The organism is Mitsuokella sp. AF21-1AC (genome assembly GCF_003458855.1).
Taxonomy (GTDB): domain Bacteria; phylum Bacillota; class Negativicutes; order Selenomonadales; family Selenomonadaceae; genus Mitsuokella.
This window is the reverse complement of record NZ_QRVW01000022.1, coordinates 31569-45069: the sequence shown is the minus strand read 5'-3', so window position 1 is coordinate 45069 and position 13501 is coordinate 31569. Positions and strand designations below refer to the sequence as shown.

General features: G+C 59.2%; 18 protein-coding genes. 2 read left to right on the top strand and 16 right to left on the bottom strand.

The annotated features are described in order from the left end of the window. Positions 1–172 precede the first annotated feature (172 nt). The 9 genes from nhaA to DWX75_RS08765 form a co-directional block, all read right to left on the bottom strand. Positions 173–1354: a Na+/H+ antiporter NhaA gene (gene nhaA, locus DWX75_RS08805; protein ID WP_118015955.1), complete on the bottom strand. Its 1182-nt coding sequence runs from the start codon at positions 1352–1354 to the stop codon at positions 173–175. 160 nt (positions 1355–1514) lie between these two features. Then, positions 1515–2366 carry a phosphate ABC transporter permease PstA gene (gene pstA, locus DWX75_RS08800; RefSeq protein WP_118015954.1) on the bottom strand — a complete coding sequence of 284 codons (852 nt, stop codon included), beginning with the start codon at positions 2364–2366 and terminating at the stop codon, positions 1515–1517. Positions 2367–2370: 4 nt separating this feature from the next. Beyond that, a complete protein-coding gene (pstC, locus tag DWX75_RS08795) occupies positions 2371–3288 on the bottom strand; it encodes a phosphate ABC transporter permease subunit PstC (RefSeq protein WP_118015953.1) in 918 nt (305 codons plus the stop codon). Between the two features lie 197 nt (positions 3289–3485). Continuing rightward, complete coding sequence (locus tag DWX75_RS08790; RefSeq protein WP_118015963.1) at positions 3486–4367, bottom strand: phosphate ABC transporter substrate-binding protein; 882 nt, start codon at positions 4365–4367, stop codon at positions 3486–3488. 234 nt (positions 4368–4601) lie between these two features. Further along, a complete protein-coding gene (locus tag DWX75_RS08785; RefSeq protein ID WP_199497570.1) occupies positions 4602–5054 on the bottom strand; it encodes a type II toxin-antitoxin system HicB family antitoxin in 453 nt (150 codons plus the stop codon). 58 nt (positions 5055–5112) lie between these two features. Beyond that, positions 5113–5304 carry a type II toxin-antitoxin system HicA family toxin gene (locus DWX75_RS08780; protein ID WP_118015952.1) on the bottom strand — a complete coding sequence of 64 codons (192 nt, stop codon included), beginning with the start codon at positions 5302–5304 and terminating at the stop codon, positions 5113–5115. After that, positions 5304–6605 (bottom strand): L-lactate permease, encoded by a 1302-nt coding sequence (locus DWX75_RS08775; protein WP_118015951.1) that lies wholly within the window; start codon positions 6603–6605, stop codon positions 5304–5306. The genes DWX75_RS08780 and DWX75_RS08775 overlap by 1 nt, the downstream gene beginning before the upstream one ends. Positions 6606–6633: 28 nt before the next feature. Continuing rightward, complete coding sequence (locus DWX75_RS08770) at positions 6634–6927, bottom strand: DUF1653 domain-containing protein (RefSeq protein WP_118015950.1); 294 nt, start codon at positions 6925–6927, stop codon at positions 6634–6636. A gap of 125 nt (positions 6928–7052) precedes the next feature. Beyond that, positions 7053–7418 (bottom strand): VOC family protein, encoded by a 366-nt coding sequence (locus tag DWX75_RS08765; protein ID WP_118015949.1) that lies wholly within the window; start codon positions 7416–7418, stop codon positions 7053–7055. A 320-nt stretch (positions 7419–7738) separates the two neighbouring features. On the opposite strand from DWX75_RS08765, the gene DWX75_RS08760 reads away from it, so the two are divergent. Then, positions 7739–8149 carry an ACT domain-containing protein gene (locus tag DWX75_RS08760; RefSeq protein WP_118015948.1) on the top strand — a complete coding sequence of 137 codons (411 nt, stop codon included), beginning with the start codon at positions 7739–7741 and terminating at the stop codon, positions 8147–8149. Between the two features lie 143 nt (positions 8150–8292). Here the strand turns inward: DWX75_RS08760 and DWX75_RS08755 are convergent, their stop codons facing one another. From DWX75_RS08755 to DWX75_RS08745, 3 genes are all read right to left on the bottom strand, one after another. Then, a complete protein-coding gene (locus DWX75_RS08755) occupies positions 8293–9327 on the bottom strand; it encodes a 3-deoxy-7-phosphoheptulonate synthase (RefSeq protein ID WP_118015947.1) in 1035 nt (344 codons plus the stop codon). Positions 9328–9388: 61 nt separating this feature from the next. Continuing rightward, positions 9389–9637 carry a hypothetical protein gene (locus DWX75_RS08750; protein WP_118015946.1) on the bottom strand — a complete coding sequence of 83 codons (249 nt, stop codon included), beginning with the start codon at positions 9635–9637 and terminating at the stop codon, positions 9389–9391. Continuing rightward, positions 9634–10464 carry a hypothetical protein gene (locus tag DWX75_RS08745; protein WP_147671571.1) on the bottom strand — a complete coding sequence of 277 codons (831 nt, stop codon included), beginning with the start codon at positions 10462–10464 and terminating at the stop codon, positions 9634–9636. The genes DWX75_RS08750 and DWX75_RS08745 overlap by 4 nt, the downstream gene beginning before the upstream one ends. A gap of 120 nt (positions 10465–10584) precedes the next feature. Between DWX75_RS08745 and DWX75_RS08740 the strand changes: the two genes are divergently transcribed. Next, positions 10585–11031: a hypothetical protein gene (locus DWX75_RS08740; protein WP_118015944.1), complete on the top strand. Its 447-nt coding sequence runs from the start codon at positions 10585–10587 to the stop codon at positions 11029–11031. 112 nt (positions 11032–11143) lie between these two features. On the opposite strand, the gene coaBC is transcribed toward DWX75_RS08740, so the two are convergent. The 4 genes from coaBC to remA are packed head-to-tail and all read right to left on the bottom strand — an operon-like array spanning position 11144 to position 13489. After that, entirely contained in the window at positions 11144–12361 is a 1218-nt protein-coding gene (coaBC, locus tag DWX75_RS08735; RefSeq protein ID WP_233519545.1) for a bifunctional phosphopantothenoylcysteine decarboxylase/phosphopantothenate--cysteine ligase CoaBC, read from the bottom strand. Between the two features lie 6 nt (positions 12362–12367). Further along, positions 12368–12598 (bottom strand): DNA-directed RNA polymerase subunit omega, encoded by a 231-nt coding sequence (gene rpoZ / locus DWX75_RS08730; protein WP_118015943.1) that lies wholly within the window; start codon positions 12596–12598, stop codon positions 12368–12370. Further along, complete coding sequence (gmk, locus tag DWX75_RS08725; protein WP_118015942.1) at positions 12585–13196, bottom strand: guanylate kinase; 612 nt, start codon at positions 13194–13196, stop codon at positions 12585–12587. The genes rpoZ and gmk overlap by 14 nt, the downstream gene beginning before the upstream one ends. After that, positions 13193–13489, bottom strand: a complete 297-nt coding sequence (remA, locus tag DWX75_RS08720) for an extracellular matrix/biofilm regulator RemA (RefSeq protein ID WP_118015960.1) — start codon at positions 13487–13489, stop codon at positions 13193–13195. The genes gmk and remA overlap by 4 nt, the downstream gene beginning before the upstream one ends. Positions 13490–13501: the final 12 nt, after the last annotated feature.

The window sequence follows — 13501 nt, the reverse complement described above, 5'->3', positions numbered from 1 at the left end:
GGCTCGATGAAAACGATACCTTCAGTTTCGCATTTCATTGAACCGTAAAGCAGTTACCAGCAGTTTCCCCTATCGGCCTGCTGGGCCACTTCCCCCCTAAGGGGGAAGCTCTGTTTCACAAAAAATCCTGACCATGTCACGCATGACGGGTCAGGATTTTTAGTATGCCAAATCAGGCGGATGCCCGCAAGCTCTGGAGCTTGAAGACGATGGCGCCGAGGATGCCCGAGAGGATGGACGCCGAAAGGATGCTGATCTTCGCGAGGTCGAGCATCGCGCCGCTGTCGGCAAAGGCCAGCGAAGCGATGAAGATGGACATCGTGAAGCCGATGCCGCCGAGCATGCCCGTCGCGGCTGCCTGCCCCGAAGAGGCGTTGCCGGGCACGGGTACCTTGAAGAAGCGGTTGAAACACCAGACCGTGCCGAAGATGCCGATGGGCTTGCCGAGGCACAGGCCGGCCAGGATGCCGAGGAAGAGCGGCGAGCCCGGGTCAAACGTCGCAAACGAGAGCGTGACGCCCGCATTGCCGAGTGCGAAAATCGGCATGATGCCATAGGCCGACCAGGGCTCCAGGCGGTGTTCCCAGACATGGAGCATCGATTGCTCGGGGTCCTCCTGTGCGGGGATGGCAAGGCCGAGCAGGACACCTGCGATGGTCGGATGCACGCCGGCCTGCAGGAAGGCATACCAGGCGATGAGCCCGAGGACGAGGTACGCGAGGAAGAACCGCACGTTGAGGCGGCTCAACAGGAACGCCGCGACGATGGCCACGAGGCCGACGAAGAGCGCCGCAAAGGCGATTTCGCTGCTGTAGAACAGCGCGATGACGACGATGGCGCCGAGGTCATCGACGATGGCCAGCGCCGTCAGGAAGACGACGAGTCCCAGCGGTGCCTGGCGCGCCGTCAGCGTCATGATGCCGAGCGCAAAGGCGATGTCCGTAGCCATCGGGATGCCCCAGCCGCCTGCGGTCGGCGTGCCAAAATTAATGAGTGCATAGAGGATGGCCGGCACGATCATGCCGCCGAGGGCCGCGCCGACCGGCAGCATCATGGCCGAGCGCGTCTTGAGCTCGCCGTAGAGGAATTCGCGCTTGATTTCAAGACCGATGACAAAGAAGAATACGGCCATGAGTCCGTCGTTTATCCAGTGCAAAAGGCCCATCTCGAGACCAAAATCACCGAAGCCCAGCCGGATCGGCATGTGCAGGACGTGATGGTAGGCGCCGGCCAGCGGGGAATTCGCCAGCAGCAGCGCGACCACCGCACCGAGCAGCAGGATGGCGCCGCTTTTTGCTTCCCAGCGCCAGAACCAGAGGAATGGCGTCGCCAGCGAGCGGATTGTCTCTTTCATAACAATATCATCTCCTTATAAACATACATTTTTCTTTATATTATACAAAAGAAATCTGGGATTTAACAGGAAAAAGTAAAAACTGCCCGCCGCAAACCCGGAGGATGCGGCAGGCAGTCAAGCAGGAGTTCCTTATGAATCTGTCGTTATGGATCTGGCGTTACGATTTCGGCGTATGGCGCATGAGCTTCATCGGCAGCAACAGGATGAAGTTGAACACGAGGATCGTGAGGATCAGGAGCGCGCCGATGCCGTCTGCAATCATGTCGCGGTCCGGCACAAGGCCCGTACTCATGAGATACCAGAGATGCACCGCCAGCGTCTCGCCGCCGGCCATGACATCCGTATCGAACATGTGGCGCGATACCGTCGTGCCGGCCGTGAAGATCAGGATGGCCGTCTCGCCGAGGGCGCGGCCGGCCGTCAACGTGATGCCGGTGATGATGCCCGGCATGGCATTGGGCAGCACAACCTTGCAGATGGTCTGCAGCTTCGTGGCACCCAGGGCCAAACTGGCTTCCTCGTACGATTTCGGCACCGTGCGAATGGATTCCTCCGTCACGCGCACGAGCATCGGCAGGTTCAAAAGTACCAGCGTCAGTGAGCCGCCGAGGATGGAGAAGCCCATGTTCATCATGTTGACGAAGATGATCATGCCGAACAGGCCCAGGACGATGGACGGCACCGTCGCGAGACTCTCGACCGACAGGCGGATGCATTTCGTCAGCTTGTTCTCACGCGCATACTCCGCAAGGTAAATGCCGGCGCCGAGCGCGATCGGGATGGAAATGCCCATCGAGATGAGCAGCATGTAGAACGAGTTGAAGAGCTGGGCACCGACGCCGCCACCCGCCATCATATCGCTGGACTTGCCCAGCACGAACTGCGGCGAGAGCACCGGCAGGCCCTTGTAGAGAATGTAGCCGAGGAATACGGCCAGGAGGCCCAGGATGAAGAATCCCACGACCCAGAGGCCAGCCACGGCTATCTTGTTTTGTGTCCTTGTATCCATAGCGTCAAACCCTCCTCTGACCGAAACGGCGAATCAAGAGAATCATGCCCAGCGAAATGAGCAGCAGGACGAACGCCATGAGGAACAGGGCGTTGCCCCAGACCGAGCCAAACGGCGTGTTGCCCATCTCGACGACGATGTTGCTCGTCAGCGTGGCCGTCGGCGTGAAGAGCGATGTGATGATCTGCGGCGTGTTGCCGATGAGCATCTGCACGGCCATCGTCTCACCCACGGCGCGCGCCATCGCGAGCACAATAGCGGTCAAGATGCCGGGTGCGGCAGCCGGCACGATGACGTGCACCATCGTCTGCCACCAGGTCGCGCCGAGTGCGAGGCTGGCTTCTTCCAGCGGACGCGGCACGGCATTTAAGGCATCCGTGCTGATGGAAAGGATCGTCGGCAGGATCATGACGGCCAGCACCAACGATGCCGCAAGCACGCCGAAGCCCGTCGTCGTGCCGAAGGTGCTGCGCAGGAACGGCACGAGGACCATCAGGCCGATGTAGCCGTAGACGACAGACGGGATGGCGACGTAAAGGTCCGTTGCGGGGCGCATGATGTTCTTGAGCCAGACCGGCGCGACCTTCGCTAGGAAAATCGCACCGAGGAGTCCGAGCGGTGCACCGATGACGACGGACAGAAGCGTCGTCGCCAGCGAACCGATGATGAAGGACAAGGCGCCGAATTTCCCGAGCGTCGGGTCCCACTGCGCGCCGAAGAAGAACTCCAGCGGGCTGACCTCCGCAAAGGTCATGAGGCCCTGCCGCCCGACGAAAAAGATGATGGAAAAGATGATGATGGTCATGAGAAAAGCAGACGCGATAAAGAGGTATCGTCCACACTTGTCGTAAAAGAGCCTGCGCTCATGACCGCCGCCAGACTGTTTTCCGTCCATGCGGCTTACTGTTACTGCCCGTTCCATAATTTCCTCCCACTTCCTGTAGAGTCCCGCCGTCTGGCATCCTCATCCGGATGCCAGGCGTCAGATAATGAAAGAGTGGTCAGGGGGCCATGCCGTAGGTTTTTTGCCTGCTCACGATGGACTGCCCGCTGACCACTGCTCACTGTTCATTGGTTACGTTCCCTGCCGTGCCCGTAAGGCCTGCGGCGGGACTAAAATCAGTTCTTCATCTTGCTGATTGGAATGAAGCCGAGTTTCTCAACCTGGCTGTTCTGGAACTCATCGCTGAGGATGTAATCGATGAAGGCCTTGACGGCACCCGTCGGCTCACCCTTCGTGTACATGTGGCCGTAGCCGTAGATCGGATACTTGCCATCGATGATGTTCTGCGGAGAATACTCGACACCGTCGAATTTCAGGACCTTGACGGAATCATCGGCATACGGTGCATCGACATAGCCGATGGAACCCGGCGTGCTGGCAATGGCAGCGCGGACCGCACCGTTGGAATCCTGGATGACGACATCATCCGTGAATGCTGCGCCCTTGAGGACGACATCGGCAATCGTAGCACGCGAACCCGAGGATTTTGCACGATGGATCAGCGTGATCTTCTGATCAGCACCGCCGACTTCCTTCCAGTTCGTGATCTTGCCCGTCAGGATATCGATGGCCTGCTGCTTCGTGATGTTGTCGACCTTGTTGTCCTTGTCAACGATGAAGACGAACGGCTCAACGACGACCTTGTGGTCAACGAGGCCCTTGTCCTTGTACTCGTCCGGCAGGTTGACGTCGGAGTTGCCGATCTGTACGGCACCTTCCGATACCTGGTTCATGCCCGTGAAAGAGCCGCCGCCGGCGATGTTGACCGTGACCTTCTCATATTTGTCCTGGAAGGCTTCCTGTGCCGGTTTCAGGAGCGGCAGCAGTGCCGTTGAACCCGAAGCGGAAATCTTGCCGGAAATCTCCTGTGCAGCCCCGCTGCTGCTCGAGCTGGCAGCCTGCTGACCACCGCCGCCGCAGCCCGTGAGCAGTACAGCCGTACTGGCGACTACTGCGCCAATGGAAAGAAGTTTCTTCATCTTGTTGAACATATCCATTTCCTCCCAAACCATTCCTTGATTGAGTAAATTCCGGGAACCCGTTGGCTCCCTTCATCGTTCTCCTATATCGTAGCAAAGATTCCAGAGGCAATTGTTGCGAGTATGTTACGCTTTTGTTAAGATCAACGATCAACAACGTCTCCTGGTCCAGCCCAAGAGACTCAAATGCAAAAAAATGCCGCCCACATGGACGGCTTAAAATCATGGGGCAAGGTTTGAGCCCTGCCTGCTTCAAGATACTGATTTTATTTTTTCGACAATCAGTCGCTGCACCCAATCCGGCGGCATACGACGGCCGGCATTCCAATCCTGGACTGTACGATACGGAGCGCCAAGGAGTTCCGCAAGCTTCTTGATATTAAGCCCTGCTTTTTCTCTGGCATACTTGATGGGATTATTTTCCCGATCCATCACTTCCTGATACGCTACAGTATCGGCGGCCACCAGCGTAACGATATCATCCGGCTTTTCCTTCTTGATTGCATCCATGGTCGATGCCTTCGGAATGGGCTCCCCTTCATGTTCCGCCGACCAGAGCATCAGATTCAATACATCGGCTGCATTTTCAAGCGCTTCTGGCAGAGTTGCTCCATCGGTAAAACAGTTTTCCAAATCTGGAAACGTAACGTAATAAGTTTTATCCTCTTCATTCCAGGAGATAAGCGCTGGATATGCATACTTCATGATGTTTCCTCCTCTATGTATATCTATGTATATCAGCAAAAGACGTCTGCCCCTCGCCTCATTCAATTCCTGCTTGTTTAAAGATTGCCTTTGCGGTTCCTGGCGGTATGTCCTTGGCGTGACGCCAAACCGGGAATCGCTTCTGTGTCACGGGGCTATAGAATATGTCGTGATTGCCACCATGCTCTATAAACTTGCACCCATGCTTTTTCAAGTGTTCAGTTCTTTGCAGATGGCTCTCCCGAACCATCACGACAGGACAAGAGCGGCCAGCGCAAACAGCATGCAGCATATCACGGCAATCAGCAGGGTCTGGCGCAGGATGATTCCTTCCTGTCCGGCGATGCCCGCCGTTGACGTTCCGAGGAAGACGTTGCTCGGCGAAAGCAGCGTCCCCACCGCGCCGCCAGCTGTCTGCAGGGCCAGCAGCTGCTCCACCGGCAGATGCAGGATGGTCCCCATCTGCTGCTGAAAGGCCGCAAACAGGATGTTTGACGAAAGATTGCTCGCCGTCATGAAGGAGCCGAGCAGACCGACAAACGGGGCCGCCAGCAGGTACCCCTTGCCGGTAAGCGTGGCCAGCCCTTCAGCCAAAGCCCTGGTCTGCCCTGTCGTCACCATGATTTCCGACATCGCGAGCAGGAGCACGACTGTCGTTGCCACCGGCCGGGTGCGACAAAGCGCATAGCGGCAGGCAGAAGCCAGGACCGTCTTCCCGCCCCTTCCTGATTTTCGAAAAGGCCCCACAGGGACAGGCGGCACAGCAGCGGGTATCCCGCCTGTTCGCCGCCAGAGCAGGAATGCCCCAAAGCCCAGGAGCGATGCGAGGAAATTGGCCAGTTCTGCATGGACGTATGAAAACAGCGTCTGCCCTTCTCCCTGCAGGATACCGAGGCACAGGACGAGGAAGAAGGTGCGGCGCAGGCCGCTCCAGCCATCTGCCAGATACGCAATCAGGAAACCGGACAGCAGACAGACCAGAAGCAGATACGAAGACGACAACACCAGGACCGTGCGCTCCATGGAGGGCGTCAGTGTGACCTGCGTCAGCAGGCCGTCCCAGGCAAGCCCGACTGTACCGAAGGTATTTCCCCAGCATTGGCCCAGCAGGGCAATCAGCACGGCACGCAGTGGCGGAATGCCCAGCCGGACCAGCAGCGGCGCGCAGATCAGTACCGGCACGCCGAAGCCTGAGATTCCCTGCAGGAGATGCGCAAACAGCCAGCCGACAACGAGTGCCTGTACCGCCAGGTCTGTGGAACAAGCCTGCAGGAACTGCTGCAGACGCCGCAGGATTCCCAGCGCCTCTGCTCCAGCATAAAGCAGCAGCGTGCCGAATATGACCCCAATGATGGGTAGCGCATGCAGCACGCCCTGCAAGCTGGCATCCAGCAGCAGCGTGCCCGCTGCGCCGAAAAACGCGCTGCCGAGTGCAGCGGCCAGCAGGAATCCAAGTCCCGCCGCCCGCTGCACAGACTGACGGAGCGCGAGCAGCATGACGAGCAAGGACAAGATTGGCATCAGCGCCAGCAAACAACGTTCCACATCCATTCAGAAGCCTTCCTTATTCCGATTCTGTTCAACTATCCTGCGTTTTCTCAAATCGGTATTTCTGCTGCACCTGCGGGTATTTATCATGGTCTACCTCGCTCATGAACATATCCAGCGGCCGGCAATATACGCCGCAGCTGCCATACAGGGCCTGGTACACGCAGTAGATTTCTCCCGTCTCGGTATGCATGACGGGACAGGCTATGATCTGATACATGTTATCCTTGAAATGTCTCCACAATTCCCCGGCCTGCGGGATGGCCCGGCGGTACTTGGCATGAAGCAGTGCCCGCTGCTGCTGGATTTCTTTCGATTCTTCCATGATTTCTCCTTATCGTCTCTCTATTAAGATACAAGCATCTGCCCTCTTTGCCAAGAAACAAGCCCTCGCCATGCGCTGCGGGAAGCAGTCAGTCATCGGGAGGGCTTGCTCTTTATCCTTGCATGTTATTTCCGCGGCAGGACTTCGACCCAGTAGCCGTCGGGATCGCTGATGAAATAGATGCCCATGGCGGCGTTCTCGTAGCAGATGCAGCCCATCGCCTCGTGCTTCTTGTGGGCGGCTTCGTAATCGTCCGTCGTCACGGCCAGGTGGAATTCGTTCTCGCCGAGGTCGTACGGCTTCTTGCGGTCGTGAACCCAGGTCAGTTCGAGCTCATGCGGGGTCTTGCCGCCGTCGGAGAGGTAGACGAGCGTAAAGCCCGGCCCCTCGAGGCGGTGCGATTCCTCAAAGCCGAGCGCTTCCTTGTAGAAGGCCAGGCTCTTCTCGAGATCCAGGACGTTGAAGTTGTTGTGGGCAAACTGAAATTCCATGATGTTTCCTCCCAATATAAAATCAAGTGCTTTTATATCCAGTGTAGCACATTTCCATCCCTTTTCCCATAGATACCTTTTGGCTGCCATTCTCTCTGCCGGTATCGTCATGCTGCCGGCTCCCGGCACTCTGTTCCTGATTGACAACGTTACAGGCGGGCGGCTCCCCGCCTTTGCTTTCTCCCGGCCGATATGATAGAATAGGAACATCAGACAGACCGTACCGATGGCTTGCTGCCGGGGCTCAGGAAGCCCGGCAGGCGCGCCAGCAAGCCGGGATGCTATTATTTTAAATTTAATCGTAAAGGGGAATTCATCACATGCTCAACCAAGTTTCTGTATTCGCGGAAAACACCAAGGGTGCTCTGCGCAGGATGACGGCGGTGCTCGCTGCGGCCGACATCAACATCTACTCCATGCTCGCCAGCGACAGTGCTGAGTTCGGCATCATCCGCCTCGTCATCACCGATCCGGAACGCGCCGTGGAGGAACTCAAGAAAGCCGGCTACCAGTGCCACATCGACAAGGTCATCGCCGTCGAGATGGACGATACGCCGGGCAGCCTCGACAAAATCCTCAACCATCTCTGCGAGGCCAATGTCTCGCTCGACTACCTCTACATCTCCTACGACCGCCAGGCCAGCAAACCGGTCGTCATCTTCAAGACGCAGGAGCCGGAGGCCGAGACGTTCCTGCGCGGCAAGGGCTACAAGCTCGTCGACAAGTTCTGACCGCTGCGCAGACAATACGACACGGTATAAAAGGAGCCGCCAGTCATCGGGAATCATCCGGATGGCTGGCGGCTTCTTGGCTTGAAAAATGCCCCGGCTCGCAGGAACCGGGGCGTTTGTAACCGTATGGGGTATCAAGAAAATCAGAGCATTTCTGCGAGGTCGAAGATGAGCTGCTTCGATTTCTCCCAGCCGAGGCACGGGTCCGTGATGGACTTGCCGTACGTGCCCTCACAAATCTTCTGGTTGCCGTCCTCGATGTAGCTCTCAATCATGAGGCCCTTGACGAGCGTCTGGATGTCCGGCGAGATGCGGCAGCTGTTGACGACGTCCTTGGCGATGCGGATCTGCTCGAGGTATTTCTTGCCCGAGTTCGCATGGTTGGCGTCGACGATGACGGCCGGATTCTGGAGATTGCGCTTGTGGTATGCCTCGTAGAGCGAGCGCAGGTTCTCGTAGTGGTAGTTCGGCAGGCTGTTGCCGAAGCTGTCGACGTAGCCGCGCAGGATGGCATGAGCGAGCGGATTGCCCGTCGTGCGCACCTCCCAGCCGCGGAACAGGAATTCCTGCGAGTGCTGGGCCGCTTCGATGGAGTTGAGCATGACGGAGATGTCGCCCGACGTCGGGTTCTTCATGCCGACAGGGATGCCGATGCCGCTTGCGATCATGCGGTGGAACTGGTCCTCGACGGAACGCGCGCCGACGGCTGCATACGATAGCAGGTCAGAAAGGTAGCGGTAGATTTCCGGATAGAGGATTTCCTCGGCGCAGGTGAAGCCCGTCTCGCGCACGACGCGCGCGTTCATCTCGCGGATGGCGATGATGCCGCCGAGCATGTCCTCCTTGCCCTCCGGGTCCGGCTGGTGCAGCATGCCCTTGTAGCCGATGCCGATCGTGCGCGGCTTGCTCGTGTAGACGCGCGGCACGATGAGGATCTTGTCCCGGACCTGTTCCTGCACGGGCACGAGACGGTGGATGTAGTCGAGCACGGCCTCTTCGTTGTCGGCCGAGCACGGGCCGATGATGAGCAGGAAGCGGTTGTCCTGCCCCGTCAGGATGGCAGCGATCTCCTTGTCGCGCTGGGCCTTGATCTTCTTGACGCGGTCGTCAATCGGAAACTGCTCCATGAGCTCCTGCGGCGTGGGCAGCTTGCGGATAAATTCCATTTGCATTTCCATTCGGTTTTCCCCTCTCTGGTGATTCTATTGAGTTCCATTATATCATAGATTTTTCCGTTTTTCAGCCCGGCAAACGGTCGAGGAAGACGAAGCCGCAGATCATGAGGAGCGTCAGGAAGGCGTTGGCCGCCCAGAGGATCGGCAGCGACAGATTCGCGTACTCCCCCTTCTTCTTCGACTCGCGCAGGAAAAAGCCCGTCATGAGGGCCCAGAGCAGCGCGAGCGGGACGCACTGCAGGAGATTGTCCTCGGCAAAGAAGCGCAGCAGGAAGACCACGAGGATGATGTCGGCGATGACAGCCGGTTTCATCGATACACCTCGCTTTCCGAGAGGTACGTATCGCGGCGGAAGAAGCGGCCACCGATGCCTCCCATGATGTGCTGGACCTCGGCGAGGAACTCCGGCCAGTTCTCTGGCAGCTCCGCCGGCACATAACGGCAGCGGATGACCGTCTCGGTCCCGTCGTGGCGCGTCAGGCGCACCTCGAGCTTCGGCCCTTCCTCGCCGCGCTCGGCCGGCCACTTGTCCTCGAGATGCTGCGTGCGGTCGAGCATGTCGAGCAGGCGGATGATGGCGCGCGGCACCTCATAGGCATGGCGCTCGGTCCCGAGTTCCTGCTTGTGGCGGTTGTAGATGATGACGCGGCGGCGGCGGTCAAGGGCCAGCTTCTCGCGAATCGGGATCTTCCTGCCGCCCGCCTTCAAGGGGACTTCCTCAAGCAGGGAGAAGCGCACCGATTCGAGGTGGTTCTCCTGGCGGATGGCCGCCCCGGGCAATTCGTTGAGCCAGTCGATGAACGAGGCCCAGTTCTCAGGGTACGCCCCGCGGCCCGTGATATGGCGCTGCGGCTTGCCCTCCTCCTTGTAGAGGAGCGTCCACTGCGTATCAGCCCGCGCGGGCTCCTCCGGCACGAAGCGGCTGCGCCAGCGCTGGATCCCGAGCTTCTCGAGCTTCCGGAGCCAGCGGCGGCCGCTCGGCAGCTCCTCCTTCGGCAGCTCCTGCCCGTCCTGCGGCTCCTGCTCGGCAAAACAGCGGCGGCAGCCCACGTACACCTTACGATCTTTGACGACCGCCTCCACCTGCCAGCGGTCCGCCGTCAGCGGGCCGCCCAAGATAAAGGATAATCGTTCCAACACCTCAAGCACTCCTCTCCAGTTACCATTTCATTTTACAATTGCGTTAAAATGTCAAAAGTTTTTTGCATCATGCCAGGAAAAGCGGTACAATGAACCTATCAGCAAATAGGAGGTATCCTTATGAAAAAATTATGGCTCATTGCCACCATGCTCTGCCTGCTGGCGTTCCCGGTCAGCGCGTTTGCGGCCACGTCGGACAACGCCAAGGCCTTCGCCAGCGAGGAAACGGTTGCCACGCAGTGGATTGACACGATGCTGACGAAGAACCAGCCCGAAAAAGCCCTGACGCTCATGGGCAAGGACGCCCAGACCAACGTCAAGCCAGCGCAGATGAAAGAGATCCGCGACCGCATGACGAAGGAACTCGGCACGCTCAAGACCACGCGCTTCATCAGCTGGACGCGCTTCGACCAGGCCGACCAGTTCATCTACCTCATGGGCTTCGACAAGTCCCCGACGGTGCGCTGCGAGCTGCTGTTCAAGAAAGACGGCACGCTTGAAAACTTCAACCTGACGCCGTTCACAGTCCAGCAGAAGACGGACGCCAAGGCCAGCGACAAGAAATAAGGTCCCCCCGCAGCCTGTAAAAATACCCTGTGGCACATCGAGATGCCCACAGGGTATTTTTTATGCCGCTCTTGCTCGAAAAGGCATTCCCCAGATGAAGAAGGCCAGGACCTCAGGACAGGCATGCCCTGACGTGGTCCAGAATGACGCCCGCGAGCTCCGCCTTGGATGAAAGCGGGCAGTCGCAAACCGTGCCGTCGCGCATGAAGAGCTTGGCACAATTGGTATCGACGGCAAAGCCCGCATCGGAGCGCGAGACATCGTTGGCCACGATGAAGTCGAGGTTCTTCTTCGCGAGCTTGCCACGCGCGTACTCCTCGAGCTTCGTCGTCTCGGCCGCAAAGCCGACGAGCACCTGCTGCCGCTTCTTCTGGCCGAGCTCCAGCAGGATGTCCGGGTTGCGCTCGAGCACGAGCGTGAACTCGCCCTCGCTCTTCTTGATCTTGTTCTCCGCCACGATCTTGGGGCGGTAGTCGGCGACGGCCGCGGCCTTGATGACGACATCGGCATCGTCAAATTCGCGCAGCACGGCCTCGCGCATCTCGCGGGCCGTCTCGACATGAACGCAGCGCACGCCCGGCGGCACCGGCAGCGCCGAGGGCGCCGATACGAGCACGACGTCAGCGCCGCGCGCCGCGGCCTCCTGCGCGATCGCGTAGCCCATGCGGCCCGTCGAGCGGTTGCCGAGGTAGCGCACGGGGTCGAGCGGCTCGCGCGTGCCGCCGGCCGTCACGAGGATCTTGCGGCCGAGCAGGTCGCGCGCCTTCGCGAAGAACGCCTCGACCTGGCGGGCGATGTCCACGGGCTCCGGCAGGCGGCCCTTGCCCGTCACGCCGCAGGCCAGGTGCCCCGACGCGGGCTCGATGATGTGGAAGCCGCGCGCCGCGAGCTCCCGGAGGTTCTTCTGCGTCACGGGATTCTCGTACATGTTGGTGTTCATGGCCGGCGCCAGGAATACCGGCGCCTTCGTCGCAAGCAGGGTTGTCGTCAGCATGTCGTCGGCAAGGCCGGCGGCCGCCTTCGCGAGGAAGTTGGCCGTGGCCGGCGCGACGATCAGGAGGTCCGCGAGGTTCGCCAGTGCGATGTGCTCGACGTTGTGCGTCGGGACCTTGTCCCACATGCTCGTGACGACGGCCTGCCCGCTGATTTCGCGGAAGGTCAGCTCCGTCACGAAGTCCTGGGCGGCCCGCGTCATGATGACGTGCACCTCCGCGCCCGCCTTGCGCAGGCGGCTCGTGAGTTCAACGGCCTTGTAGGCCGCGATGCCGCCCGTCACGCCGAGGACGATTTTCCTGCCGGCAAGCGGCCCTTGCGCAAGCATCTCCTCCATGGCGTCTTATTCCTCTTCGTCCAGCTTGTAGGTGATCTCGCCTTCGGCAATCTCCTCAAGCGCGTTCGTCACGTTCTTCGTGGAGTGTGCCTTCGTCGCGAGCAGCTCGGCACCGTCGAGCAGCTGGCGGGCGCGCTTGGCACCGAGCACCACGAGGCCGTAGCGGCTGTCGACTTTCTTCATCAGGGCATCGGTCGACGGATTGACCATGCTCATCTCAACATTATTCGTTTTCATTGTTCAACACCTCAGCAATTACTTCTTCTTTATCAATGCGGCAGTGCTCTGCCACCATGATGGACTTGATGCGCGAGACGGCCTGGCGCACGGTATCGTTGATGACGACGTACGTGTAGCGGCGGCCGATCTCGATTTCCTGCTTGGCCGCGCCGAGGCGCCTGGCAAGGGACTCCGGCGTTTCCGAACCGCGGCCGCGGATGCGGCGCTCCAGTTCCGGCAGCGACGGCGGCAGCAGGAAGATGAAGAGTCCGTCGGGGCATTTCTCCATGACGTTGAGGGCTCCCTGCGTATCGATCTCCAGGAGGATGTCCTGCCCGGCCGCGCGGCGCTCCTCAATCTTACCGAGCGGCGTGCCGTAATAATTGCCGTAGACATTGGCGTATTCGAGGAAGCCGCCGTCCGCAATCATCTGCTCAAACTTCTCACGGTCCAGGAAATAGTAATTCCTACCATCGACCTCTCCGTCGCGCGGCTGGCGCGTCGTCGCCGAAATCGAGTAGGCAAGCTCCGGCGTCTGCGACAGGAGTTCTGCGCAGACCGTGCCCTTCCCTGTTCCCGATGGTCCGGATACCACAATCAATAAACCCTTGCTCATATCTTCTCATCTTTTCCTTTGCTGTCGAATTTCACATCGAGGTCGTCACTGCCGTTGTCCACGATGCGATGTGCCACCGTTTCCGGCTGTACTGCGGACAGGACCACATGATCGCTGTCCATGATGATGACGCCGCGCGTGCGTCTGCCGTACGTCGCGTCGATCAGGCGCTCGCCGTCGCGCGCTTCCTGGATGATGCGCTTGATGGGGGCCGACTCCGGACTCACAATCGCGACGATGCGATTGGCGGCAACGATGTTGCCGAATCCGATATTGATCAACTTGAAATCCATATCCGTATTCAC

Coding starts and splice junctions, on each gene's coding strand:
- DWX75_RS08755 (WP_118015947.1), bottom strand. CDS start 9,327: ATGGAAATGCAAATGGAATTTATCCGCAAGCTGCCCACGCCGCAGGAG.
- DWX75_RS08765 (WP_118015949.1), bottom strand. CDS start 7,418: ATGGAATTTCAGTTTGCCCACAACAACTTCAACGTCCTGGATCTCGAG.
- nhaA (WP_118015955.1), bottom strand. CDS start 1,354: ATGAAAGAGACAATCCGCTCGCTGGCGACGCCATTCCTCTGGTTCTGG.
- DWX75_RS08785 (WP_199497570.1), bottom strand. CDS start 5,054: ATGAAGTATGCATATCCAGCGCTTATCTCCTGGAATGAAGAGGATAAA.
- coaBC (WP_233519545.1), bottom strand. CDS start 12,361: ATGGAGGAGATGCTTGCGCAAGGGCCGCTTGCCGGCAGGAAAATCGTC.
- DWX75_RS08775 (WP_118015951.1), bottom strand. CDS start 6,605: ATGGATGTGGAACGTTGTTTGCTGGCGCTGATGCCAATCTTGTCCTTG.
- remA (WP_118015960.1), bottom strand. CDS start 13,489: ATGGATTTCAAGTTGATCAATATCGGATTCGGCAACATCGTTGCCGCC.
- pstA (WP_118015954.1), bottom strand. CDS start 2,366: ATGGATACAAGGACACAAAACAAGATAGCCGTGGCTGGCCTCTGGGTC.
- rpoZ (WP_118015943.1), bottom strand. CDS start 12,598: ATGAAAACGAATAATGTTGAGATGAGCATGGTCAATCCGTCGACCGAT.
- DWX75_RS08740 (WP_118015944.1), top strand. CDS start 10,585: ATGAAAAAATTATGGCTCATTGCCACCATGCTCTGCCTGCTGGCGTTC.
- DWX75_RS08780 (WP_118015952.1), bottom strand. CDS start 5,304: ATGGTTCGGGAGAGCCATCTGCAAAGAACTGAACACTTGAAAAAGCAT.
- DWX75_RS08760 (WP_118015948.1), top strand. CDS start 7,739: ATGCTCAACCAAGTTTCTGTATTCGCGGAAAACACCAAGGGTGCTCTG.
- DWX75_RS08750 (WP_118015946.1), bottom strand. CDS start 9,637: ATGAAACCGGCTGTCATCGCCGACATCATCCTCGTGGTCTTCCTGCTG.
- pstC (WP_118015953.1), bottom strand. CDS start 3,288: ATGGAACGGGCAGTAACAGTAAGCCGCATGGACGGAAAACAGTCTGGC.
- DWX75_RS08770 (WP_118015950.1), bottom strand. CDS start 6,927: ATGGAAGAATCGAAAGAAATCCAGCAGCAGCGGGCACTGCTTCATGCC.
- gmk (WP_118015942.1), bottom strand. CDS start 13,196: ATGAGCAAGGGTTTATTGATTGTGGTATCCGGACCATCGGGAACAGGG.
- DWX75_RS08790 (WP_118015963.1), bottom strand. CDS start 4,367: ATGGATATGTTCAACAAGATGAAGAAACTTCTTTCCATTGGCGCAGTA.